Annotated in this window: 24 protein-coding genes; 16 read left to right on the top strand and 8 right to left on the bottom strand. The window is 59.2% G+C overall.

Annotated elements, in window-relative coordinates; all coding sequences use genetic code 11:
* Positions 1-36: 36 nt before the first annotated feature.
* Positions 37-801, bottom strand: a complete 765-nt coding sequence (locus DMZ65_RS03460) for an SDR family NAD(P)-dependent oxidoreductase (RefSeq protein WP_116597445.1) — start codon at positions 799-801, stop codon at positions 37-39.
* 165 nt (positions 802-966) lie between these two features.
* Between DMZ65_RS03460 and DMZ65_RS03455 the strand changes: the two genes are divergently transcribed.
* From DMZ65_RS03455 to DMZ65_RS03430, 6 genes are all read left to right on the top strand, one after another.
* The gene (locus tag DMZ65_RS03455) at positions 967-1,878 is read left to right on the top strand and encodes an NAD-dependent epimerase/dehydratase family protein (protein ID WP_116597444.1); all 912 of its coding nucleotides are present in this window, start codon (positions 967-969) and stop codon (positions 1,876-1,878) included.
* Entirely contained in the window at positions 1,875-2,351 is a 477-nt protein-coding gene (locus DMZ65_RS03450; protein WP_157960550.1) for a nuclear transport factor 2 family protein, read from the top strand. The genes DMZ65_RS03455 and DMZ65_RS03450 overlap by 4 nt, the downstream gene beginning before the upstream one ends.
* A complete protein-coding gene (locus DMZ65_RS03445; RefSeq protein WP_116597442.1) occupies positions 2,341-3,219 on the top strand; it encodes an SDR family NAD(P)-dependent oxidoreductase in 879 nt (292 codons plus the stop codon). Before DMZ65_RS03450 ends, DMZ65_RS03445 begins: the two co-directional genes overlap by 11 nt.
* A 4-nt stretch (positions 3,220-3,223) precedes the next feature.
* Positions 3,224-3,982, top strand: a complete 759-nt coding sequence (locus DMZ65_RS03440; protein WP_116597441.1) for an SDR family NAD(P)-dependent oxidoreductase — start codon at positions 3,224-3,226, stop codon at positions 3,980-3,982.
* Positions 3,983-4,103: 121 nt separating this feature from the next.
* The gene (locus tag DMZ65_RS03435; RefSeq protein ID WP_116597440.1) at positions 4,104-5,309 is read left to right on the top strand and encodes an acetyl-CoA C-acyltransferase; all 1,206 of its coding nucleotides are present in this window, start codon (positions 4,104-4,106) and stop codon (positions 5,307-5,309) included.
* The gene (locus DMZ65_RS03430; RefSeq protein WP_116597439.1) at positions 5,306-5,908 is read left to right on the top strand and encodes a VOC family protein; all 603 of its coding nucleotides are present in this window, start codon (positions 5,306-5,308) and stop codon (positions 5,906-5,908) included. The genes DMZ65_RS03435 and DMZ65_RS03430 overlap by 4 nt, the downstream gene beginning before the upstream one ends.
* Before the next feature lie 21 nt (positions 5,909-5,929).
* Here the strand turns inward: DMZ65_RS03430 and DMZ65_RS03425 are convergent, their stop codons facing one another.
* The 3 genes from DMZ65_RS03425 to DMZ65_RS03415 all read right to left on the bottom strand — a co-directional run bounded on the left by DMZ65_RS03425 (position 5,930) and on the right by DMZ65_RS03415 (position 8,157).
* Positions 5,930-6,685, bottom strand: a complete 756-nt coding sequence (locus DMZ65_RS03425) for a TetR/AcrR family transcriptional regulator (protein WP_198662613.1) — start codon at positions 6,683-6,685, stop codon at positions 5,930-5,932.
* A gap of 102 nt (positions 6,686-6,787) precedes the next feature.
* A complete protein-coding gene (locus DMZ65_RS03420) occupies positions 6,788-7,660 on the bottom strand; it encodes an SDR family NAD(P)-dependent oxidoreductase (protein WP_157960549.1) in 873 nt (290 codons plus the stop codon).
* On the bottom strand, positions 7,657-8,157 hold the full coding sequence (locus DMZ65_RS03415; protein ID WP_157960548.1) for a nuclear transport factor 2 family protein: 501 nt from the start codon (positions 8,155-8,157) through the stop codon (positions 7,657-7,659). Before DMZ65_RS03415 ends, DMZ65_RS03420 begins: the two co-directional genes overlap by 4 nt.
* A 144-nt stretch (positions 8,158-8,301) precedes the next feature.
* Here DMZ65_RS03415 and DMZ65_RS03410 point away from each other — a divergent pair, with 144 nt between their 5' ends.
* The 9 genes from DMZ65_RS03410 (at position 8,302) to DMZ65_RS03370 (ending at position 15,855) form a co-directional block, all read left to right on the top strand.
* Positions 8,302-9,465, top strand: coding sequence for an acyl-CoA dehydrogenase family protein (locus tag DMZ65_RS03410; protein WP_198662612.1), 1,164 nt, complete (start codon positions 8,302-8,304; stop codon positions 9,463-9,465).
* On the top strand, positions 9,462-10,649 hold the full coding sequence (locus DMZ65_RS03405; protein WP_116597435.1) for an acyl-CoA dehydrogenase family protein: 1,188 nt from the start codon (positions 9,462-9,464) through the stop codon (positions 10,647-10,649). The genes DMZ65_RS03410 and DMZ65_RS03405 overlap by 4 nt, the downstream gene beginning before the upstream one ends.
* A 4-nt stretch (positions 10,650-10,653) precedes the next feature.
* A complete protein-coding gene (locus tag DMZ65_RS03400) occupies positions 10,654-11,190 on the top strand; it encodes a nuclear transport factor 2 family protein (RefSeq protein WP_116597434.1) in 537 nt (178 codons plus the stop codon).
* Positions 11,191-11,200: 10 nt separating this feature from the next.
* A complete protein-coding gene (locus DMZ65_RS03395; protein WP_116597433.1) occupies positions 11,201-11,965 on the top strand; it encodes an SDR family NAD(P)-dependent oxidoreductase in 765 nt (254 codons plus the stop codon).
* Between the two features lie 122 nt (positions 11,966-12,087).
* The gene (locus DMZ65_RS03390; RefSeq protein ID WP_116597432.1) at positions 12,088-13,167 is read left to right on the top strand and encodes an NAD(P)H-dependent flavin oxidoreductase; all 1,080 of its coding nucleotides are present in this window, start codon (positions 12,088-12,090) and stop codon (positions 13,165-13,167) included.
* A gap of 4 nt (positions 13,168-13,171) precedes the next feature.
* On the top strand, positions 13,172-13,957 hold the full coding sequence (locus DMZ65_RS03385) for an enoyl-CoA hydratase family protein (protein ID WP_116597610.1): 786 nt from the start codon (positions 13,172-13,174) through the stop codon (positions 13,955-13,957).
* Entirely contained in the window at positions 13,954-14,748 is a 795-nt protein-coding gene (locus tag DMZ65_RS03380; protein ID WP_232824871.1) for an SDR family oxidoreductase, read from the top strand. The genes DMZ65_RS03385 and DMZ65_RS03380 overlap by 4 nt, the downstream gene beginning before the upstream one ends.
* 2 nt (positions 14,749-14,750) lie before the next feature.
* Positions 14,751-15,209 carry a MaoC family dehydratase gene (locus tag DMZ65_RS03375; RefSeq protein WP_116597431.1) on the top strand — a complete coding sequence of 153 codons (459 nt, stop codon included), beginning with the start codon at positions 14,751-14,753 and terminating at the stop codon, positions 15,207-15,209.
* Positions 15,210-15,225: 16 nt separating this feature from the next.
* On the top strand, positions 15,226-15,855 hold the full coding sequence (locus DMZ65_RS03370; RefSeq protein ID WP_116597430.1) for a nuclear transport factor 2 family protein: 630 nt from the start codon (positions 15,226-15,228) through the stop codon (positions 15,853-15,855).
* An 84-nt stretch (positions 15,856-15,939) separates the two neighbouring features.
* On the opposite strand, the gene DMZ65_RS03365 is transcribed toward DMZ65_RS03370, so the two are convergent.
* From DMZ65_RS03365 to DMZ65_RS03355, 3 genes are all read right to left on the bottom strand, one after another.
* A complete protein-coding gene (locus DMZ65_RS03365) occupies positions 15,940-16,950 on the bottom strand; it encodes a helix-turn-helix transcriptional regulator (RefSeq protein WP_157960546.1) in 1,011 nt (336 codons plus the stop codon).
* Positions 16,951-17,571: 621 nt separating this feature from the next.
* A complete protein-coding gene (locus DMZ65_RS03360) occupies positions 17,572-18,789 on the bottom strand; it encodes an ABC transporter substrate-binding protein (RefSeq protein ID WP_116597608.1) in 1,218 nt (405 codons plus the stop codon).
* Between the two features lie 98 nt (positions 18,790-18,887).
* Complete coding sequence (locus DMZ65_RS03355) at positions 18,888-19,685, bottom strand: SDR family oxidoreductase (RefSeq protein ID WP_232824870.1); 798 nt, start codon at positions 19,683-19,685, stop codon at positions 18,888-18,890.
* Positions 19,686-19,855: 170 nt separating this feature from the next.
* Between DMZ65_RS03355 and DMZ65_RS03350 the strand changes: the two genes are divergently transcribed.
* Positions 19,856-21,439, top strand: coding sequence for a FadD3 family acyl-CoA ligase (locus tag DMZ65_RS03350; protein WP_116597428.1), 1,584 nt, complete (start codon positions 19,856-19,858; stop codon positions 21,437-21,439).
* Positions 21,440-21,521: 82 nt separating this feature from the next.
* On the opposite strand, the gene DMZ65_RS03345 is transcribed toward DMZ65_RS03350, so the two are convergent.
* The gene (locus DMZ65_RS03345; RefSeq protein WP_116597427.1) at positions 21,522-22,433 is read right to left on the bottom strand and encodes an SDR family oxidoreductase; all 912 of its coding nucleotides are present in this window, start codon (positions 22,431-22,433) and stop codon (positions 21,522-21,524) included.

Genomic DNA, 22,433 nt, shown 5'->3' with positions numbered 1-22,433 from the left:
TTTTGGCGCAAAGTCCAAGATGTTTCTGGTCGCTTGTCAGATCAGGCCCTGAGCCCCGTCAATGGCCAACACTGCACCCGACACAAAACGTGCATCATCCGACAGCAAATAGGCAAACCCGGCGGCAATATCTTCGGGTTCGCCAAGACCGTCTGCAAAGCCCCTGAGTTTGGAGCGGCGAATGATCAGTTCGGGATCGGCGTCGGGCACAGCGGGAATGGCGCTCATCTCGGACCGGATGCCGCCCGGACAGATGACGTTGAACCGAATGCCGGCGGACGCGTATTCGGCGGCCAGCGATTTGGTCATGGTGATCAGCCCTGCCTTGGCCGAGGCGTAGACGGTCGCATAGGCAAGCCCATTTAACGCAGCCAATGACGAGGTGCTGACAACGTTTCCGCCGGTCTTTTGCAGGTGCGGGATCGCCTCTCTGATGATGGTGAAAGTGCTGTTCAGGTTGATCTGAAACAGGTTGGCCCAATCGTCGTCGCAAATATCGGTTGCGCGTGTTTTGGCATAAGCGCCGGCAATGTTGCACACCCCGTCAAGCAGGCCGTAGGACGCTGCTGCGTCTGTAACCAGTGCCTGACAGGAAACGCCATCGATGGCGTCATAGTGAAAAACCGTTGGTGTCCGGGCACCGGTTTCCGCGATTTCGGCGGCCAGCGAAGCGAGTGACGACGCAGCCCGGTCGGCAAGCGCGAGGTGGGCACCTTCCTGGGCAAGACGCAGGGCGGTTGCGCGCCCGATAGACCCCGATGCGCCGGTCACAAGAATTACTTTTCCATCCAGCCGTTTCATTCATTCCAATCCCTGTGTTGGGGCGTTCTTTGATGACCCCAATATCGTGCCATCGCAATTTTGCATCGTCTGTATGGGGTAGGGCGCTTACTCCAAGCGGACGATGTAGCTGTGCAAGAACCGGAACAGCCTGATCCTGAAGTTTGAATTTGAAAAGGACGCAACATGAAAACCCTGATCGTAGGCGGCACCGGAATGATAGGTGGCCATGCGGCCGCATTGTTGACCAGCCAGGGCCATGAGGTGGTGTTGGGCGCGCGAAAGCCAGCGCGACCGGAAACACCGATGGCCAATTATCCCGTATTGATCGGCGATTATTCCAAAGGTGCGTTTTCACCCCAAGAGTTAGGCGAATTCGACGCGGTCGTATTCGCCGCTGGCAGCGATATCCGGCATCTTCCCAAATCCGCGGATCGAGATGAGTTCTGGCGCGTCATGCAAATTGAAGGTGTGCCCGATTTTGTCGAACGTGCCAAGAAAGGCGGGGTCAAACGCGTCGTGCAGATCGGCAGCTATTACCACCAGGTCATGCCGCATCTGGCAGAAACCGACGATTATGTGCGCGCCCGCAAGCTGGCTGACGAAGGAGCGCGCGCGCTGGCGGATGACGATTTCAACGTCTCGACCCTGAACCCGCCGTCGATTGTCGGGGTGCTGCCCGGCGTTCCTGCGGTACGCTACGAAACGCTGGTGGGCTGGGCGCGGGGGGAGCGTCCGGAGATCCCCGATTACGGTCCGGCAGGGGGCACCAACTACATGTCGGTGAAATCCCTGACCGAAGCCATATCCGGCGCTTTGAACACTGCTGAATCAGGCAAGGCCTATCTGATCGGCGACCAGAACCTGCATTTCAACGAATTCTTCCAGATGATATTCGACGCTGCGGGCAGTGACCGGACTGTCGAGGAACACGACGCTGAACATCCGCTGTTGCCGGATGCCTTTATCGTGCCGGGGCGTGGCACTGTTCTGTCGTATGACCCACCCGCCGATGAGGTGGCGCAGCTGGGCTATTCGCGCAATGACGTATGGCGCGCCGTGCGGGAGATCGTGTCGCTGGTCGGACCGACCAAATGACCCAGGCGCTGTCGTGGCAAGACATCGTGGCGCTGCGGTTCGTGGCCGAAAGCTATGGTATGGCGGTCGACCGGAACGACGCCACGCTGTTTGCGGCGCAGTTTACGCCAGATGGCGTGCTGGAGGCTCCGCGCGGGCGGTTCTCCGGTCACGCAGAGCTTGCCACGGTGCCGGGTATGATGGCGGGTCTTTATGACCGCACGCATCACGGCATCGTCGGGCAGGTCCCGGTTCTGGGGGGTAGGGCGGTGGTGACCGCGGATACCTATACCCATGCCCGTCATTACTATACCGCGCGCCGCGACGGCGCGGAGCATTGTTATGAAATGACCGTCCGCTACGAGGATCATTTCGTGAAAAGCAACGATAGCTGGCTGTTGCGACATCGCAAACTGGTTCTGGTTGGTGACGCCACCTTTCGCACCGGACGCGATCCTGAAACCGACAAGGGAGACAAGAAAAATGAGCACTGAACAGGACCAAAGCTTGCTGGGATTGGCGGGCAAGGTCGCGCTGATTACCGGTGGAGGTGCCGGGATCGGTCGTGCGACAGCAGAGCTGTTTGCACGCGCCGGCATGCGGATTGCCGTAGCGGAAATTGATCCAGACCGGGCATCGGATATGGAGCGCACCCTGAAAGACGCGGGTTGTGACTGTCTGGTTTCGGTAACGGATGTGCGCAAGGGGCCGGAGGTGGTGAAGCTGATCGAAGCCGTTTCCGGGCGGTATTCGCGGCTGGATGTGCTGGTCAACAATGTGGGCGATTTTCTTGGCATCAAGGGGGAGTTCGTCGATTCGCAAGAAGACCAGTGGCAGGCACTGTACGAAATCAACCTGCTGCACATGTTCCATGTCACCCGTGCCGCGATTCCGTTGATGCGGCGCAGCGGCGAGGGTGGCAGTATTATCAACCTCTCGACGGTCGAGGCGTTTCGGGGCATTCCCCTGACGGTGGTCTATGCCGCCTTCAATTCCGCGATCACGGGGTTCACGCAAAGCCTTGCCGTGGAGCTGGGGCAGCATGGCATCCGCGTCAACGCGGTTGCACCCGAAACCACCAATACAGCGCAGATCACCGCGACACCGCGCGTGCCGCCGGAGAACCGTGAGAACATGAAACGCTGGTTCCCAATCGGGCGGTTTGGAGAAGCATCGGATTCCGCCGGAGCGGCGCTGTTTCTAGCGTCTGAATTTTTGTCGGGCTGGGTCAGTGGTACAACAATATTTGTCGATGGCGGCGCGTTGGCGGCGGGGGCTTGGATGCGGATGCCGGATGACAACTGGACCCATTTGCCGATCATTTCCGGCGACGGGTACACGCCACGCAGCACAAAGGAATAAGAGCATGACAGACAGGTTAAAAGACAAAGTAGCGTTCATAACGGGCGGCACCGGCGGCATCGGAGAGGTTGCCTGCCGCATGTTCGCGGCTCAGGGCGCACGGGTGGCCATCGTCGGCCGCAGACAGGAGCAGGGCGAGACGATTGCCCAGGACATCCATGCGGCAGGTGGGCAGGCGCTTTTCGCGCGCGCCGACGTGACCGACGAGGACAGCGTGGCTGGCGCGCTGGAGCGCACAGTCGCCGAATTCGGGCGGTTGGATATCCTTTACAACAATGCGGGCGGGTCTTCGGCCAGTGACGGTCCGGTGACGGAAACACCTGCCAACGTGTTCTGGAATACGATCAAGCTCGATCTGTTTGGCACTTGGCTGTGCTGCCATTACGGCATCCCGCATCTGATCCGCAGCGGCGGAGGGTCTGTTATCAACACGGCATCGATTATGGGTGCAATGGGGGTGCCGAACCGCGATGCCTATTCAGCATCCAAGGGCGGCGTGATTTCGATCACCCGTTCGATGGCGGTCGAATACGCCGACAAGAAAGTGCGTGTGAATGTGCTGGTTCCCGGCGCGGTTGCAACGGAACGGGTCCTCGCGTTTTTCGCATCGGAACCCCACCTTGAGGCGCAGAAAAGAGCCTATCTTCTGGGATTATGTGACCCGGAGGACGTGGCAAATGCTGCGCTGTTCCTGGCTTCGGATGAATCGCAGCGCACAACGGGTCAACAACTTTGTGTCGATAGTGGCATCCTGATTTCCTGATCCGAAAACTCAGGGGCAACCTTAGTCTTTTCAGACGATGCCGTTGCGCGCCACCTCGCTCAACAGTTGGGAAAAGTCACAGCACGGGTTGTCCCGCGCTCCCTATTTCCGGAGATTTCCATTGCGCGAAGCCGTCATAGTATCCGTCGCCCGCACCCCGATCGCAAAAGCCTTTCGCGGGGCGTTCAACGACACTGAAGCACCGGCATTGTCGGGTCATGCGGTCGCGCAGGCGCTGGTGCGCGCTGATATAGATCCGGCATCGGTCGATGACGTGATCATGGGCTGTTCGGCACAGCAAGGCACACAAGGGTATAACATCGGCCGCCTGACCGCCGCCGCCGCCGGTATGCCCGTTTCGGTGCCGGGCATGGCAGTGGACCGGATGTGTTCGTCGGGTCTGATGGCGGTGTCGATTGCGGCCAACCAGATCATTTCTGACGGGATGCAAACGGTTGTCGCGGGGGGCGTGGAATCGATCAGCCTGACCCAAAACAAGCACAAGAACACCTACCGCAACCAAAGCCAAACCGTGATCGAAAATTGGCCGCATATGTATATGACCATGATCGAAACCGCCGAGATCGTGGCCAAGAAATACGGCGTGAGCCGCGAGGCGCAGGACGAATTCGCGCTGACGAGCCAGTTGCGCACGGCCGCGGCCCATGAGGCGGGCCGCTTTGACGCTGAACTGGCACCATTGCCAACGCGCAAGATCGTGGTGGACCGCGAGACAAAAGAGAAAAGCGTCGAGGATGTCACGCTGACACGCGACGAGGGTTTTCGCGCGCAGACCACTCTTGAGGGTCTGCAAGGATTGACCCCGGTCTTTGCCGGTGGCGAGGTGATCAAAGAAGGGAATTTCGTCACCGCGGGCAATGCGTCGCAGCTGTCCGACGGAGCGGCGGCGCTTGTGGTGATGGAGGCAGAGGAGGCCGCGCGGCAAGGGCTGAAACCGCTGGGTCTTTATCGCGGCATGGCTGTTGCAGGCTGCCCGCCCGAAGAAATGGGCATCGGCCCGGTATATGCTGTTCCCAAACTGCTCAAGCAATATGGGCTGACTGTCGACGATATCGACCTTTGGGAATTGAACGAAGCCTTTGCCGCGCAGGCGCTCTACTGCCGCGACAAGCTGGGCATCGACCCCGACAAGTTGAATGTCGATGGCGGTGCAATCTCTGTGGGCCACCCCTTCGGCATGACGGGCGCACGCTGCGCTGGGCATATCCTGATGGAAGGGAAGCGGCGGGGCGCGAAATATGGCGTTGTGACCATGTGCGTGGGCGGCGGCATGGGCGCGGCGGGTCTGTTCGAGATCCTGTCATGATCGCATCTGAACATCCGCACGCGCTGACACCAGTGCTTGGCCCCGCAACGCAGCTTGGTTTTGTCGTGCGCGACCTGGATGAAGCCGTGCGGCACTGGATCGACGTGTTGGGCGTCGGTCCGTTTCTGTTTCTAGAGAACGGGACAGGCCGTCCGGCTCCACAATCCATATATCGCGGGCAAGACGTCCAAATTGAGATGCGGCTGGCCTTCGGATTCATCGGTGATGTTCAGTTGGAGCTGATCCAGCAGGTCAATGACGCGCCGTCGCCTTACCGGACATTTCTGGATGAAGGACGGGAAGGGTTGCAGCATCTTGGCTACTGGGTGCCCGATCACGCCGCGGCCCGCAACCGGATCGAGGCGGACGGCTATACACCTGAGCTGGTGATCCCGATTGCGGGACAGCCTGATCCGATTATCTATTACAGCGCGCCATCGGTCGTCGGTCCGATGCTGGAAATCGTGCCGCGCCGCTGGCGTCACGCTCGTGCTGCGGTGTCCGACCATCTAAAGGCATGGAGCGGGGGAGATCCGCTGATCCGCTTTGACACCTACGGCGCGTTTCTGGACCATGTCGGCGTCACGTTTGACGATTGATTAACGGTGCGCAGGGCGGGATTACTTAAGCTGACCTTCCAGCCAGTCGATCTGCTTGCGCATCTGGTCCAGCGAGTTTGCAACACCCGCAGTGTCATGCATGGCGCGGTCACGCACAGTCAGGCCATGTAGCGCCAGGTCGGCGATGATCTCGCCGATCTCGCTTGCGGAACGTGTGCCGCTTGGCGAATACCAACGCGATGTCCAGTTTGCCATGCCAATCACGGCAAAGGCCGCGATCTTCGGGTCGACATCGCGGAATTCTCCCGCGGCGATACCCTCGGTGATGCAACGGACATAAAAATTGTAGATGTTGCGCCGACCCTGATTATAGAGCGGGCCCAGTTCCTCGGGGATTTGGCTTTCGAGCCGTGCCAACATGATAAAATGCGACCCCGACCCCAAACGCCGCGTTATCCCGTCAACAATGGCATGACGCAGGCGCTCCACCGGGCCAAGATCGGGGTTGTCCATCAAGTCCTGTAGCCGGTTGGATGGCGTCAGCGCCTCGGCCTCGACCAGGGCTGCAAGGATTTCTTCCTTGTTGCGGAAATAGTGGTAAACGGCGGACCGTCCCAGACCCATGGCACCCGCAATGTCGTTTATGCTGGTCTGGGCATACCCTTTGGATGCAAAAAGTTCGGCTGCGATGTCGATCAGTTGCTCGCGCACCAGTTCCTTGCGCGGATTGGTTGCGCCACGGGTCTCTGTGGTCGTGCGCGACGATGCAGAGCCATTGCCTCGCTTGTCGGGCATGTCATTTGTGGCTTGGTTCACTGTTTCGCCTTTTACTGTTGGCAACGCGCCTAGGTTATTATGAAAAGATAGTTCCGCATCACTTACAACGCATTTCAGGCAAGAATCGCCCGACGGTTTTCATTATTTTGCTTCAAAGGCAAGGCCCAGCCGGTGCTGGTGACCTGCAAGCGTCTCCGAAAACGCGGTGGCGATCTTGTCAAATGTCCAGTCGTCTTCCAGGACGGGCTGCGCGATTAGGGGATGGGTGACAAAGGATAACTGTTGCCCGGCGATACGCACGATCTGGCCGGAAATCTCACGCGCCCTGTCCGACAACAGGAATGAAACCAGTGGCGCGTTGACTTCGGCGGCGGGCAACGCGTTATAATGCACGTCGCGGTTGGCACCTTGTAGCGCCATGAGATGCGCATTCTGTGCGGCCATCGCAGTTTCTGCCAACGGTGAGATGGCGTTCATGCGGATGCCCGTGTCGCGCAATTCCATCGCCCAGCTAAAGGTCAGAGACGAAATGGCCGCCTTGGTTGCGCCATATCCGCCCAGTGCAACATCCCCGGCCTGCGATCCGGAGGCCACGTTGACAATGGACCCACCCGTGCCCTGTGACTTCATCCGAACCGCAGCGGCCCGCGCGCAGGCGGCGGTGCCGATCAGGTTGACGTCGATCATCTGCCGGATGTCGGCCTCAGTGGTTTGGTCCAGCAAGGCCGGACGCAAGATACCCGCATTGTTGACAAAGCCGTCCAGACTGCCAAAAGCGTCAACGCAGGCGTCCACGAGCGCCTCAGCCGCGTCCCAGTCCGAGACATCGCCGGGCTGTGCCGTTGCGTGCCCGCCCGCGTCGGTTATGGCTTTTGCGCAGGCATGTGCGGCATCACCGTTTATGTCATTGACGATGACATTTGCCCCAAGCGCCGCGGCGTGTTGCGCGTAGGCCGCGCCGAGCCCGCTGCCCGCGCCTGTCACGACGATTGATTTGCCTGCGAGTTCATTCATGTCTTGCCCCCTTGTGTCGTGCCCTGTGCTGCGAGCGCCAGAAGATCGCGGGCATCCTGTGCGCCGTTCAGCAAACGATTTCTGCGGGTGATGACCTTCCAGCCGTCGGTGGTCCGCTTCAATATCCAATGGTTTGCGCTGGTGCGAACCGACCGCCATTGCCCGTTGTCATGCACGAAAACCTGCGAATATCCTGTGGCAGTCGCGCTATCGCCATCGACCGTTATCACAGGCGGGCCAAGGACATGGGCGCAGCCCTGGTCGATATAATTGGTATGTGTGGACAGCTGCACCAGGCCGGCAAGCTGCTTGCGCCCCTCAAGGGCGGCAGAGCCGAAATCATAGACTCCGTTCTCTGTCCACAGGTCCGCGGTTGCGTCGCCGGACAGGCTGTCGACCGCGGGTCCGAAGCGGGCAATGATCTGCCCGATTTCGATCTTGTCCTCCAGGGATTGCAATCGCGCTTCAAGGGCGGCAATGCGGGTGGCGTCGGTCATGGGAGCATCCATCTTATTTTTTGTAATGATCCGCCCGTGCGGACCTGTCCGCATCATTCATTTGCACGATGCAGAGCCGAAATTTGCAACCTTCCGGGGCCATCCCCCGTTCGGACGATGTTTCCTGTGCTGTCATGCGTTGACATGGCACCGAATTGCCATGTGACGATAGGCGGGCCGATGGACCTGACACTGACCGAAGACCAGATTTTTATCCGCGATGAGGCACGGCGCCTGCTGGCTAGCAAAGCCGATGGCGATGCGCTGCGCCGGATTGTATCGCGTGGTGACGGAATCGATCCGGACCTTTGGGCGACGATCTCTACAGAACTGGGGTGGTGTGCGATGACCATCCCTGAAAAGCACGGCGGTGTCGGGCTTGGCCTGACCGAGCTTGTCCTTCTGATGGAGGCCGTTGGTGAACGGCTGGCACCGGTCCCATTGTGGTCAACAGCTTGTCTTGGGGTGCCGTTGCTGACGGCGATCGGCACCCAGGCCGCGCAGGTCTGGCTGGAGCGTATTGCGGTGGGGGACGCCGCCGCAACCGTGGCGATCGCTGACATGAATTCGGTGAACCCGTTCCAGGGGGGCGGTGTCACCGCTACCCGGCAGGGCGGCGGTTATATTTTGCAGGGCCAACTGCCGTTGGTAACGGACGCGCAGGTAGCGGGGCTGATCCTTGTACCTGCGCGAATAGGTCAAGACGTTGCCGTTTTCGGGCTGGAACCGTCGACCGGCAGTGACTTTCGTAGGCTCAAGACACTCGATCATACGCGTCAGTATTGCGCGCACAGTTTGAACGATCTGTCGGTCCCTGAAAGCACCCGGCTGGACAGGAATGGCGTCAATGCTGACGCGTTGGCCGAGGCAGAGACAATCGCGAACCTTGGGTTGGCCGCCGAGCAGGCGGGGCTGGCTCGGGGCGCGATGGACCTGACGCTGGAATATATCAGTGAGCGGGTGCAGTTCGGACGCACGATTGCGTCGTTTCAGGCGATAAAACACCGTTGCGCGGCGCTTGAAGTCGATCTGGCCGAACTGCGAGCCTTGATACTTGGTGCTGCGGTTCAGCCCGATCCACGGGAACGGATGCTTGAAGTTGCCGGCGCGCGTGCGCTGGCATCCGACCTTGCCTTCCGCGCGTCTGAGGAGGCGATCCAGCTACACGGTGGCGTCGGGTTTACCACCGAATACGCCCCGCATCTGTACTTCAAACGCGCGCAGGCCAACTGGCATTTGCTCGGCTCGCCCGAACGCCACCTTGACCGGATTGCCGCGCATTGCCTGCCGGACGGAGACGCCGCATGAGCCAGCAAGACCTGAACGATCTGCGCCACGAAATCCGCGACTGGATGGACACGCATCTCACCGGTCGGTTCGAGCCTTTGCGCTTTCGCGGAAACGCGGGGGACGGCGATGCGCTGCCCGAGCTGCGAAAGGCGTGGGAGCAGGAGTTGGCGCATGGCGGCTGGACCTGCCCACACTGGCCGAAGGAGCACGGAGGGCGCGGCATGTCCGTTCCGCAACAGATCGTGTTTCAGGAAGAATACGGGCGTGCCGGCGGTCCCGGACGTATCGGCCATATCGGTGAAGGGTTGGTTGGTCCGACGCTGATCGCCTTTGGCACCGAGGCCCAAAAACAGCAGTTCCTGTCGGGAATTCTTGCTGGGACCGAATACTGGTGTCAGGGCTATTCCGAACCGGGGGCGGGATCGGACCTTGGCAATATCCGTACCCGTGCAACACGCGATCCCGGCAGTGGTGACTGGCTTGTCAGCGGGCAAAAGGTCTGGACCTCTCTGGCGCATCTGTCGGACTGGATCTTTGTGCTGGCCCGTTGCGAGGCCGGGACGGTAGGACGACACGGATTGATATTCTTGTTGATGTCGCTGGATCAGAGCGGTGTGGAAATCCAGCCGATTGAACAGATGGGCGGGGGGGCCGAGTTCAACTCTGTCTTTTTCGACAACGCCCGCGCAAAGGCCGAACATGTGGTAGGAGAGCCCGGCGACGGATGGCAAATCGCTATGGCATTGCTGGGCTTCGAGCGCGGCATTTCCACGCTCGGCCAGCAAATGGCATTCGCGCAGGAGCTTGAAGCGATTTGCGACATCGCACGCGAAAACGGTATGACGAAAATCCCTTCGATCCGACAGCGGATCGCCGTGGCATGGACCGGATTGCGTGCCATGCGCTATCTTGCATTGCGGGTGCTTGGGGGGGATGGATCTCACGATGTCCAGCGCGATGCGCTTGGCTATAAGTACCATTGGTCCAACTGGCATCGCGATCTGGGTAAACTGGCGATGGATGTACTTGGGCCGGAGGCGGGTGTGCTGGACGAAAGCGACCCGCGCAAGGAACGTTTGCAGCGGATGTTCCTGTTCAGTCGTGCCGACACGATTTATGGCGGAACCAATGAAATCCAGTTGAACCTGATCGCCGAGCAAGGCCTGAAAATGCCGCGCGAACCGCGCGGAACGAAAGGGTAGCGACATGGGAATCCGGGACGCGGATATCGCGACGCTTATCGCCACCGACAGCCTGCGCCGCCTTGTTACGACCTATTCGCGGGCGGTGGATCGCCGCGATTTTGCCCTGCTGCGCAGCCTTTATCATGACGATGCCGTCGATACGCATGGCGAGATGTTTGATGGCGGTGCCGATGCCTATGTCGCGTTTGTGAAGCAGGCGCTCTCTGCCTATGAAATGACAGTCCATTACGTTGCGAACATGAATTTTGTCATCGACGGTGACGAGGCGCAGGGCGAGGTTCACAAGATCAACTGGCACCGCACCCACGCGGGCGAGGAGATCGTGACCGGCAGCCGCAGTCTGGATCACTATGCAAAGCGGGATGGCGAATGGCGGTTTTGTAGTCGGGCTATAACGCTGGACTGGGCGCGCAAAGGGCCAGTCGATACTGCGGCCCATGCCGATTTTGCGGCTGGTTCGCCCGCCGGACGTGCGGGGCCGGATGACCTGTCCTATCGCCTGCTTGACCAGTTCAAGCGCTTTTCCGAAAACCAATAGGGGATACCAAATGAGTTCTGACAAACCACTTGCGGGAAAAATTGCTGCTGTGACAGGTGCCGGAAACGGAATCGGACGGGCCTGTGCGATCGCCTATGCCCGCGCCGGGGCGGATGTTGCGGCCTTTGACAGGGAAGAAGACGCCCTGGCCGAAACCATCGAATTACTGAAAGCCGAAGGCGTGCGGGCCACGGCCTTGCACGGCGACATGACCAGCATCGAGGTGGTTGAAGGGACATTTGCAAAGGCCGCGCAGGATCTGGGGAACATTGACGTTCTTTGCAACAATATCGGCCAGACCGCGCGCGAAAACTATTCGGATTTCTGGGAGGCCAAGCCAGAGACGCTGAAATTTGTCGTCGATGTATCGCTGATGGCCACGCTGATCTGTTCGCGTCAGGTCGTACCGGGAATGCGCGAACGAAAATCGGGTAAAATCGTGTCGATTTCGTCAGATTCCGCGTTCAATGGCGATATCGGGACAGTCGATTATGCCTCTGCCAAATCGGGGGTTCTGGGGTTCACCCGTGCGTTGGCGCGCGAGCTTGGACCGTTCAAGGTGAACGTCAACGCTGTCTGCCCCGGCCCGACCAATACGCGCGCGATGCAGCGGATTCCCAAAGACTCCTATGATCGCGCCCGCAATGCAATTCCGATGCAGGAACTGTGCGAACCGGAAGATATCGCCAATGCAGTGACATTCCTGTCCAGCGATCAGGCGCGGTTCATCACGGGGCAAACCCTGTTGGTAAATGGCGGGCGCGTGTTTCACTGACGCAAGATGCGCACCGTTCCGAAACGGGCGCGGGGCCGGTAGTCCAAGCAGACGATGCTGCAGTGCAAAAATTTTGGCCATCTGGCAGCATAACTTCAAATGTAATCGAAACCGGGGGTCCGATGATACGCGATCTGCATACGCCGCTTTGCGAAAAACTTGGGTGCCGGTTTCCGGTTGTCCAGACTGCCATGGGATGGGTTGCTGACGCAAAGCTGACGGCGGCGACATGTAATGCCGGTGGCTTTGGTTTTTTTGCCGGTGCCACGACAGAGGCCGGTGACGTCGAAAACCAGTTGCTGAAGATCAAGGAACTGACCGACAAGCCTTTCGGCGTCAATTTTCACATGTTTCAGCCGAATGCCGACGAAGTACTGGAAATGGTGATCAAGCATGGCGTGCGCGCTGTCAGCTACGGGCGCGGGCCGGATGCCGAAACCATCGGACGTTTGCGGGATGCCGGAGTTGTCTGCATGCCCACGGTCGGGGCTGTGAAACACGCCGTCAAGGCGGTAGAGCTGGGCGCCAATGTAATTACCATTCAAGGCGGTGAAGGCGGCGGGCATACAGGTTCTGTGCCCACAAGCATCCTGCTGTCGCAGGTGCTGGACGCTGTTGATGTGCCGGTGGTTGCAGCCGGTGGCATGTATGACGGACGCAGCCTTGCCGCGTCGCTGGCCCAGGGAGCAGCCGGAATTGCGATGGGGACACGGTTCCTTTTGACAAGTGACTCCCCGGTTCCGCGTAGCGCACTGGACCGGTATCTGGAAACAAAAGATCCCAGCGTCATCAAGGTGACAAAGGCCGTGGACGGGATGCCGCAACGCTTTATCGAGAATGATGAGCTCCGCCATCTTGAAGGCATGTCTCTGCCTGCGCGACTGGCCATGAGCCTGAAATACGCGCGGCAATGGGGCAGGGATGCAGGGCTTGGCCCGCTTGCCATGGCCAAGCTGGGTTTGAAAGTGGCGACCAGCGGCGAAAGCAGCTTTGCCCAGACGGTCATGGCCCCCAACCTTCCGACGCTGGTGCAGCGCGGCGTGGTCGAAGGCGATGCTGACAAGGGGTTGCTGCCAAGCGGTCAGGTCGCCGCCGCCATCGACCGGCTGGAAAGCTGCGAGGATCTGATTGCCGGCATCATGGCGCAGGCAAATGACCGGCTGGACGCGCTGAGTGCGCTGACGAACAAACATAATGGATGACGCGATGAGCCAGAAACAATTCCGCACCGAAATCGCCAATGGCATCGCCGAGTTGGTGATCGAGAACCCGCCGGTAAATGCACTGGACAGTGTCGGCTGGCGCAGGCTTAGCCAAGAGATCGACTCGCTTCAGGCGAATCGCGACGTGCGCGTTCTGGTGATCCGCGCCGAAGGTCGCGGGTTCTGCGCGGGCGTGGATATCAAGGAGCTGCAACGCCATCCTGACCGCATCCCCGAAGTCAACGCCGGGAATTGGGAAACATTTCGCGCGATCCATCGCGGGTTGAAACCGGTTATCGTGGCGGCGCATGGCTATATTCTGGGCGGCGGGATCGGCATCTGCGGCTCTGCCGATATTATCGTGTGTTCACCAGACGCGACTTTCGGAGTGCCGGAAGTAGATCGGGGTGCCTTGGGCGCGGGCGCGCATCTTCAGCGCTTGTTTCCGGTCCAGAAGGTCCGGCAAATGTATTTCACCGGTGAGCCTATCGACGCCGCCGAAGCCTATCGCCTGGGGGCTGTGGAAAAGGTTGTGCCACAGGAAAACCTGCGCGCCGCCGCCTTGGAGATTGCTACCACCATCGCGGCGAAAAGCCCGATCATGATCCGCCTTGCCAAAGAGGCGTTGAACGGGATCGAGGATGGCGATCTGGAACATAAATACCGCTGGGAGCAGGGCTTTACCGCGCAAGCGTATCTCACTGCAGAGTCGCAAGAGGCGCGCGACGCCTTTGTCGGCAAACGGGACGCGGATTTTGAAGATGGCAAAGCCGGAAAGACAAAGACATGAACGACATGACAGTGAACGCCCCTAAATACGTCGAGGGCCACGGCCTTCTGAACGGTAAATCCGTGCTGATTACGGCGGCGGCAGGTGTGGGTATCGGGTTTGCCGCTGCCAAACGCGCGATCGAGGAAGGGTGCCGCGCGATCATGATCTCGGATATTCACCCTCGCCGCCTGGACGAAGCCGCCGAGAAGCTGCGCGCGATTGGCGGGGCAGAGGTTCACGCCAAGATTTGCAATGTCACCAACGAGGACGAGGTGAACGCGCTTGTCGACGCCGCCGACGATGCACTTGGCGGGATTGACGTGCTGATCAACAACGCCGGAATGGGCGGGTTTTCCAATGTCGCGGAGATGCCGGACGACCAATGGAACCTTGTCCTTGACGTCACGCTGACGGGAACGATGCGTATGACACGCGCTGCCCTGGCCAAAATGACGCCCCGCAAGTCCGGTGTGATCATCAACAACGCATCAGTTCTGGGCTGGCGCGCGCAAAAGGGACAGTCCCACTATGCCGCCGCCAAAGCCGGCGTCATGGCTTTCACCCGCTGTAGCGCGGTCGAAGCGGCAGAGCACGGTATACGCATCAATGCGGTCTCGCCGTCGATTGCGATGCACGAGTTCTTGGAAAAAGCTGCCGGTCCCGGCGAGCTGGAGGCTTTGACCTCACAAGAGGCCTTTGGCCGTGCGGCCGAAGTCTGGGAAGTTGCAAACGTCATGATGTTCCTCGCCAGCGATTATTCCGGTTATATGGTGGGTGAGGTCGTGTCCGTTTCCAGCCAGAGAGCGTGACAATGGGTTTGCTCTTTTCCTCGCCGCAACAGGCGGCCGATGCAGTCGGGTCCGATCTGGGGTGTTCGGACTGGCTGACCATAGATCAAGCGCGGATCGACACCTTTGCCGATGCGACAGGCGATCACCAATGGATTCACACCGATCCTGAAAAGGCGCGCGACGGTCCGTTTGGTTGTACTGTTGCGCATGGATACCTGACATTTTCGCTGATCAACAACTTTCTGCCGGACCTGTTTCGCGCGGAGGGCATGAAGATGGGGGTGAATTACGGCGCTGACCGCGTGCGGTTTCCCGCGCCGGTGCCTGTCGGGTCGCGTGTTCGCGCCGCCGGACTGTTGCTCAAGGCCGATGTCCTGGAGGGCAATGCGCTGCAATCTACGGTTCGGGTAACGATGGAGCTTGAAGGCTCGGATAAGCCGGGCTGCGTCGCCGACATTGTGGGCCGCTACTATTTCTGAAACGAGAGCCGAGATCATGAGCACAACACAAGACGACATCCTTCTGCGTCTCGACAGGATCGAAAGCCGCGATGAAATCCGGCAGCTAATCTCGAAATACTCGCTGGCGCTGGATATGCGCGATCTGGATGCCATGGCGGGCTTGTTTGTGCCTGACGTGAAGGCCGGGCGCGACAGCTACGGGCGTCAGGCGTTCCGTGACTGGCTGGATGATACCATGCGAAAGCAATTTGACGGCACGTCGCATCATGTGGGCACCACGATCATTGAGCTGACCGGGCCGGATGAAGCGGTGGGCATCGTCTATTCCAAGAACGAACACGAAACCGGGCCGGAATGGGTCATCATGCAGATGATGTATTATGACCATTACAAGCGGGTGGACGGGCGTTGGTGCTTTGCACGTCGCCAGCCGCTTTACTGGTATGCCACCGATCTGAACAACCCCCCTATCGGATCGCGGAAAATGCGCTGGCCGGGGCGTGAGCCGTATGAGGGATCGTTCCATGCCCTGTTCCCTTCGTGGAAGGAATACTGGGATCGCAGCGGTCCGAACGACGGCGCGATTGCAGAGCCGGCCCCCTTGGAAGCGTTTATCGAGACAATGCGCAGGGGCCAGACCGTAAGCGGAATACGGGTGCGTTAACCGTCTCGGAACGAAGGTTGAAAATCAAGAAACCCCGGATGATCTCCGGGGTTTTCCTTTGTGTTGATTGAACGGGTGTGCCGTTCAGGCTGCGTGGCGGGTATCGCCTCCAATTGCGGCAGCACTGTTCAGCACCATCCGCACAAGCTCTGTCTGGCGCGAAATTCCGTTCTTGGAGAAAATCGACCGAAGATGCGCGCGCGCTGTGTTTCGGCTGATTTCCAGCTCGATCGCGGTTTCTTCCAAGGACAATCCAGCAGCAAGCTGTCGCGTCACCGCGGCTTCTGCGGGGGTCAGATCAAACAGGCGGCGCACGGAATCGCTATCAAGCTCAAGCGCGGATTCGCGGTCGCGCAGGTAGATTGCCACAAGGCGCTGTCCCTGCGGGCACAGTGCGGGATCGACGCTTCGGACCATGACGCCAAGCGTTTTCAGACCCGACTGTCCGGTCAGCGCAAGGCTGCCATCGTGTTCGATTTGCTCACCCTCTGCTGTTGCGCGGATCAGCGCCTGCAAGGTGCGATCATCCGCTGCGTTGGTCGCACGCAGCTTGCGGAAATGCAGATGCAAACCGTCGCGGGCATTCAGGATGTCACGGGCATGATCGGTCATGCGCAATAGGTGGCCCGCCGCATCCGCGAGGACGAACCCGATATTCATCCGGTCCATCGCGCCCGAAAACAGGGTATTGTCCATCGCGGTCTCGCGCAGGCGGTTCGCAAGGCTGAGAGCCGAGGACATCTGGGAGGCAATCACGCCAGCCAGTGTGGTTTCTTCGTTTCCGAAACGCGCAAGATCACGGTCGCGGAAGATCCAAAGTTTGCAGTCTTCCGGTCCGGTTGCATCCTGGGAACCGGCGGCCTCGACACATTGGTATCGGTCCATCAGGTCGCGGATCGCGGCAGATCTTGCAAAAGTCGCGGGGTCGCCGTCATAGCTGACAGGGCCGAATGCGCTGTCAGCATGCAGTGCGACATTGTTCTTTGCGTCCGATATGGCCAGCAACACGAGGCGCGCGTCAAAGTGATCTTTGACGATGTCGAGCAATTCCGGCACGGATGCGCCTGTCGTGGCACTGCGTGTCAAGTTGTTCATGAGATGCCCGAACGCGACTGCGGATTGTGAGTGATAGGACATAGGATTCCTCCCTTGTGACGCGCGCTATGCGGTCCAAGCCATTTGTTTTGTACTGCTGTGCAAGGCGCATTGCGGAAAATGCGCAAAGAATGACGCTACCGTGTCAGGTGGTGCGATCTCACATGCGTGAGTTTAGTCTGTTCTCGCAGGCCATTTTATCCTCCCCAATTCTCCAACTTTCATCATCGTGTCATTAGTTTTACGGCCTGTCAAATTATTTGTCACAGCGTCAAAAAATAAAGCAAGGCGTCAATTTAGTGGCACTATTACCTGAGTGACATCTAAAAAATTTGTTTTCTTTCAAGTATTAAGGCACCTTTTAGAAGGTGCAGCCCTGTGGCTGCATGACGATAAGCATCGCACTCGATGGCGCAGGTATGCGGTCGCCGCGAGGCGGCGGACCTGACGCCGGCCGGGGCAGAATCGACACATGTGTGGGATCAGAAAACCCATGCTGGAGAGCGGCGGGGTATCGTCAGCTCCGCTTGATGTTTTCCAAAAAGGAAAGGCCCCGCCGGAGAGGCAGGGCCTTGGGTATTGAAAACCGCGGGGGAGGAGCGCGGTCGTCAAATTGGTTGTTTACGAGCCGCTACAGTCAGCGCGTTCGACCAGACCATCCTCACGGAGGGTGTAGGCGTTCTTGACCACCACAATGGACTCCGGTGCAGGCAGAAAGTGGTTCGTGGAACTGGCTGACAGGGCACCTGTCTGAACTTCGACCTGATCGGCATTCGCTTGAAGCCAATCGCGGACCGCTGTTCCGTCCAACGTGCCCGCACCATTGGCAGCTGCGGCAAGGATCAGCGGCTGGATGTAGTAGGGGTTCAACGCCGGAGCGCCGCCCATACGATCCAGATCGTCGATACGCTCATTCGCGCGGACCGAGAATTTGGCAAAGGGTGATTCGCCAAGAGGGTCGCCGGGGCAGTATGTCATGCCGACGAACTGGGTGCTCAGTACGCCGTCAAAGGCTTCTTCGCCCAGAAGCTCGGCGTTGCCGACCGCGTAGTTGGTCATTGTCTGGTTGGCCAGCACCGGAACGTCCCAACCGATATCCAGGCGGTTTTCCAGCAACTTGCGCGAATCGTCGCCAATGGAATTGATCAGCAGGATCGCTTCTGTGCCTGCGCTGCGCATCGAAAACAGCTGCGGTGTCATGTCTTCGGCCCGGAATGCAAATTCCTGCACGATCACCGGCTCGATGCCACGGCTGTTCATGTAGTCGAGAATGTCGCTGACTGCCGCCTTGGACATGCCGCCATTGTCGGAAATCAATCCGATATTCTCCACGCCCAGCACATCAATTGCATAGTCGATGTTGGCCTGCATCTGGTTCACGCCGGTTACTGAATCCGAGAAATGGTAAGGCGCAAAGTCAGGCGTCAATTGCGTTGATGCGGCTGTCGAAAGCTGAACGATCTGGTTCTCGGACGAAACGGCCGTAATCGGAATGGTTTCCTGACTGGTGGCCGGACCGACCAGAAGCGAGACACCTTCGTTTTCGATCAGACGGCGGGCTTCGCTGACGCCATGTGTCGGATCGGTCATTGTGTCGGCCAGGATGAGCTCCACCTGCTTGCCCAGAATGCCGCCGTTTTCATTGATCTCATCAACGGCCATCTCCCAGGCCAGTTTGGCGTTGATGCCGATAGAGGCACCGCCACCGGTCAGCGACATGATTCCACCCATCTTGATGGTGTCATCTTGTGCGAGCGTTGCAGTGCCAAGCGCCGACAGAGCGGTTACGGATGCAGCGAAAGACAGCGCTGCTCTGCGGGAAAAATTGAATTTCGTCATGTGATGATCCTCCTCTGATGTGATCAGCAAAGTCCCGGCATCCGCTTCAGGCATCATTCATTCAGACTAGGTTACGCCTCACGCGTCGATTTTAGCGGTCATGCCGGTGGCGTATGGCGGCGCATGATGTCGAGAAAGAGTGGCGGCTCTCCGCCGCCATGCACTTCAAGCGTTGCACCACTGACAAAAGCAGCCATCGGTGAAGCCAGATAAAGTGCCGCGGCTGCTATGTCTTGCCCGCGTCCCATCCGCCGTAAGGGCAACGCGCCAGCCAGTTCGTCCTGTGCCTGTTGTGAGCCATAGCTGAGTTCGGTTTGTTCGGTTTCCATAAGACCTGCAACAATCGCGTTCACGCGCACGTTTGGCCCCCATTCCTGCGCCAGCGACCCTGTCAGACTAAGCAAACCGGCCTTGGCCGCACCATATGCAGCGGTTGCGGGTGCCGGACGTTGGCCGGCGACACTGGCTATATTGATGATGGAGCCGCCCGTGTCCTGTTTGACCATCCAGCTATGTGCTGCCTGACACAGATGCAGCGGCCCGGTCAGATTCAACGCGATGATGGCTTCGGAAAAGCGGGGCGATACGGTTGCGGCTTCGGCCGGTGGGGACCCGCCCGCATTGTTGACCAGCGCGTCGACACGGCCATGTGCCGCGCCGACCGCATCGACCAGAGCGCGGCAGGATTCTGAAGACCGCACGTCACATTGGTAAAATATAGCCTGACGTCCGCCGCTCTCCGGCAGTGTCTCGGGCTGACTACGCGCGCAAACTGCAACATTGGCACCCGCCTCCAGAAACGCGGTCGCGATATGGCGTCCAATACCCTTTGTTCCGCCTGTCACGATCACGGTCTGCCCGTCCATCGACGGCAGGTAGGAATTAAAGTGGGGCAAAATGGACTCCATCATTGTCTATGCGCTGGGGTAAGCATCTTACTGTTTATCGAAATATCCCGCCCCGCAATTCGTCTTTTCGGACGATGTAGGGCAGGGCGCTCCGCTTTAGTTTGCAAGGGTCCGGAGCGGGCTCGTTCGCGGCCCAAATGACAAGAAACGGGTAGTACATGATCGCACAACTGGCACCGAAAGAATTTACGACGATACCCGCACTTTGCGAATGGACTGCGCGGACTTATGGGCATGATACCGCGATCGAGGACGGTGACGTCACGTTGAGCTTTGTCGAATTCGACGCGCTGCGCCGCCGTATTGCACGGGCATTCATGGCCAGTGGTCTTGAAAAAGGCGACAAGGTGATGATCTGGGCACCGAACAGCTGGAAGTGGTTTGCAACCGCAATGGGGCTGGTCAGTGCGGGCGGGGTACTTGTGCCCTGTTCCACCCGTTTTCGCGGTGCCGAGGTGGGCGAAATGATCCAGCGTTCCAAAGCCAGAATGATCATGTCGACAGGCAATTTCCTTGATCGCTATTACCCTGCGATGCTGAGCGCTGAACAGCGCGCGCCGTTGCATGATCTGGTTGTCTTTGATGACGCAGCCGAAGGCGATACCGGGTGGGAGGCCTTTCTGAAACGGGCGGATGCCGTGGATGAGGCCGCGCTGGAGACACGAATAGCCAGTATCGGGTCGGATGATCTTTGTGACACATTGTTCACGTCAGGAACCACCGGATACCCCAAGGGTGTGATGTACGCACACCGTCAATGCCTGCGCGCGATAGATGGCTGGGCGACACGCGTGGGAATCCAGCGCGGCGACCGAATTCTTGTCATTCCGCCGTTCTTTCATGCGTTCGGTTATCGCTCCGGCGCTATTGTTTCTCTGATGCGGGGTGCCGTTTTGATGCCCCATCTGACCTTCGATCCCACCGAAATTCTGGAGCGGGTCTCGCGTGAAAAAATCTCTGTCATTCCCGGACCGCCGGCAATTTTTCACGGCATGCTGCAAAATCCCGATCTGGCAAAATTCGACACCTCCAGCCTGCGTCTGGGTCTGACCGGCGGGTCCGTCGTGCCGTCAACACTGATCCGGCGGATGCGGTCGGACCTGGGATTTGCGGGTGTCTGCAACGGCTATGGCCTGACCGAATGCGGTGGTTACGGAACCATGTGCTTTGCCGATGACACGGCCGAAGTCATTGCCAACACCGCAGGCAAACCGATGCCGGGCACCGAGATCCGTGTCAGATCGCCCAAGGGGGCCTTCCTGCCTGATGGTGAACCCGGTGAGATCGTGATCCGCGGGGATTTGACCATGAAAGGCTATTTCGAAAATCCCGAAGCGACAGCCAAGACGATTGATGCCGATGGCTGGTTGTCGACGGGGGACATCGGGTATTTCGACAGTGACGGAAACCTGCGCATTGAAGACCGTGTGAAGGACTTGTTCATTACAGGCGGTTTTAACTGCTATCCGGCGGAAATCGAACGGTTTCTCAGTGCTCATGATGCGGTCGGCCAGATTGCGGTGATCGGCGTCCCGGACGACCGGTTGGGCGAGGTCGGCAAAGCCTTTGTTGTTCTGCGCCCCGGTGCGCGTATTACAGAGGCCGAGCTGATTGCATGGTCCCGCGAGAATATCGCCAACTTCAAGGTGCCGCGCAGCGTGGTGTTCGTTGATGCGCTTCCCACCAGCGCACAAGGCAAAGTGGTCAAGGACGAGCTTCGCAAGCTGGCGGGGATTGGCTGAAGCTTTCAAAAATGCGCGCTGACAGAAAATAGGGCAGGCGATAGGCCTGCCCTGAAACATCAGGTTCGTATTTTGGCTGGGTTCATTTTGCCCCGTAAACCGGTTTGGCTGGATTGCGGTGCGCCAGCAACTCGGTGATCTTCTCGCCGATGGATGCCGCATCCCAGCGGCTGCCCTTGTCGAATTCGGGACCGTCTCTCCAACCTTCGCAAATCCGGATGTTGCCGCCCAGAAGTTCAAACACCTGACCTGTTACATCGGCGGATGCGGTGCTGCACAACCACGCCAGCAACGGTGCCGAATTGTCTGGGTCGAAAATGTCGAAACTGCCTTCCTTTGCCTGCATCATTTCGGAAAAGGCGGTTTCTGTCATTCGTGTTCGGGCGTTCGGGGCCAAGGCATTGGCAGTCACGCCATAGCGCCCGAGTTCGGCCGCCTGAACAAGTGTCAAAGCCGCGATCCCGGCCTTGGCGGCACTATAGGCGCTTTGCCCCACGCTGCCCTGTAGCCCGGCCCCCGACGACGTGTTGATGATCCGCGCATCGACTTTCTGCCCCGCCTTGGACTGCGCGCGCCAATGATCAGCGGCATGGCGGCTGATGCAGAAATGGCCGCGCAAATGAACGCTCAAGACAGCGTCCCATTCCTCGGGCGAGCAGGACACAAACATGCGGTCCCGCACAAAACCGGCGTTGTTGACCACGCAGTGCAGATCGCCAAATGTGTCGATGGCGGTTCGCACCATGCGTCCGGCGGCGTCGTAATCTGTCACATCGTCCAGATTGGCGATGGCCTCGCCGCCCATGGCGCGGATTTCATCGACCACCTGATGCGCAGGCTGTTCACCTGTTTCATCGCCATGCGTGCCGACACCCAGATCGTTCACGATGACCTTGGCACCTTCTGCTGCAAGCCCCAGCGCATAGGCGCGGCCAAGACCGCGTCCCGCGCCCGTAACGATAATGACGCGATCCTTGCAAATTCCGCTGCTCAT

The sequence above is a fragment of the Primorskyibacter marinus genome, assembly GCF_003313245.1.
GTDB lineage: Bacteria > Pseudomonadota > Alphaproteobacteria > Rhodobacterales > Rhodobacteraceae > Primorskyibacter > Primorskyibacter marinus.
This window is presented reverse-complemented; position numbering and strand designations above follow the sequence as displayed.

What these genes read in the sequence shown, in the direction of transcription:
- DMZ65_RS03460 (WP_116597445.1), bottom strand. Translation starts at nt 801, where the DNA reads ATGAAACGGCTGGATGGAAAAGTAATTCTTGTGACCGGCGCATCGGGG.
- DMZ65_RS03455 (WP_116597444.1), top strand. Translation starts at nt 967, where the DNA reads ATGAAAACCCTGATCGTAGGCGGCACCGGAATGATAGGTGGCCATGCG.
- DMZ65_RS03450 (WP_157960550.1), top strand. Translation starts at nt 1,875, where the DNA reads ATGACCCAGGCGCTGTCGTGGCAAGACATCGTGGCGCTGCGGTTCGTG.
- DMZ65_RS03445 (WP_116597442.1), top strand. Translation starts at nt 2,341, where the DNA reads ATGAGCACTGAACAGGACCAAAGCTTGCTGGGATTGGCGGGCAAGGTC.
- DMZ65_RS03440 (WP_116597441.1), top strand. Translation starts at nt 3,224, where the DNA reads ATGACAGACAGGTTAAAAGACAAAGTAGCGTTCATAACGGGCGGCACC.
- DMZ65_RS03430 (WP_116597439.1), top strand. Translation starts at nt 5,306, where the DNA reads ATGATCGCATCTGAACATCCGCACGCGCTGACACCAGTGCTTGGCCCC.
- DMZ65_RS03420 (WP_157960549.1), bottom strand. Translation starts at nt 7,660, where the DNA reads ATGAATGAACTCGCAGGCAAATCAATCGTCGTGACAGGCGCGGGCAGC.
- DMZ65_RS03415 (WP_157960548.1), bottom strand. Translation starts at nt 8,157, where the DNA reads ATGACCGACGCCACCCGCATTGCCGCCCTTGAAGCGCGATTGCAATCC.
- DMZ65_RS03410 (WP_198662612.1), top strand. Translation starts at nt 8,302, where the DNA reads ATGGCACCGAATTGCCATGTGACGATAGGCGGGCCGATGGACCTGACA.
- DMZ65_RS03405 (WP_116597435.1), top strand. Translation starts at nt 9,462, where the DNA reads ATGAGCCAGCAAGACCTGAACGATCTGCGCCACGAAATCCGCGACTGG.
- DMZ65_RS03400 (WP_116597434.1), top strand. Translation starts at nt 10,654, where the DNA reads ATGGGAATCCGGGACGCGGATATCGCGACGCTTATCGCCACCGACAGC.
- DMZ65_RS03395 (WP_116597433.1), top strand. Translation starts at nt 11,201, where the DNA reads ATGAGTTCTGACAAACCACTTGCGGGAAAAATTGCTGCTGTGACAGGT.
- DMZ65_RS03390 (WP_116597432.1), top strand. Translation starts at nt 12,088, where the DNA reads ATGATACGCGATCTGCATACGCCGCTTTGCGAAAAACTTGGGTGCCGG.
- DMZ65_RS03385 (WP_116597610.1), top strand. Translation starts at nt 13,172, where the DNA reads ATGAGCCAGAAACAATTCCGCACCGAAATCGCCAATGGCATCGCCGAG.
- DMZ65_RS03380 (WP_232824871.1), top strand. Translation starts at nt 13,954, where the DNA reads ATGAACGACATGACAGTGAACGCCCCTAAATACGTCGAGGGCCACGGC.
- DMZ65_RS03375 (WP_116597431.1), top strand. Translation starts at nt 14,751, where the DNA reads ATGGGTTTGCTCTTTTCCTCGCCGCAACAGGCGGCCGATGCAGTCGGG.
- DMZ65_RS03370 (WP_116597430.1), top strand. Translation starts at nt 15,226, where the DNA reads ATGAGCACAACACAAGACGACATCCTTCTGCGTCTCGACAGGATCGAA.
- DMZ65_RS03365 (WP_157960546.1), bottom strand. Translation starts at nt 16,950, where the DNA reads ATGAACAACTTGACACGCAGTGCCACGACAGGCGCATCCGTGCCGGAA.
- DMZ65_RS03360 (WP_116597608.1), bottom strand. Translation starts at nt 18,789, where the DNA reads ATGACGAAATTCAATTTTTCCCGCAGAGCAGCGCTGTCTTTCGCTGCA.
- DMZ65_RS03350 (WP_116597428.1), top strand. Translation starts at nt 19,856, where the DNA reads ATGATCGCACAACTGGCACCGAAAGAATTTACGACGATACCCGCACTT.
- DMZ65_RS03345 (WP_116597427.1), bottom strand. Translation starts at nt 22,433, where the DNA reads ATGAGCAGCGGAATTTGCAAGGATCGCGTCATTATCGTTACGGGCGCG.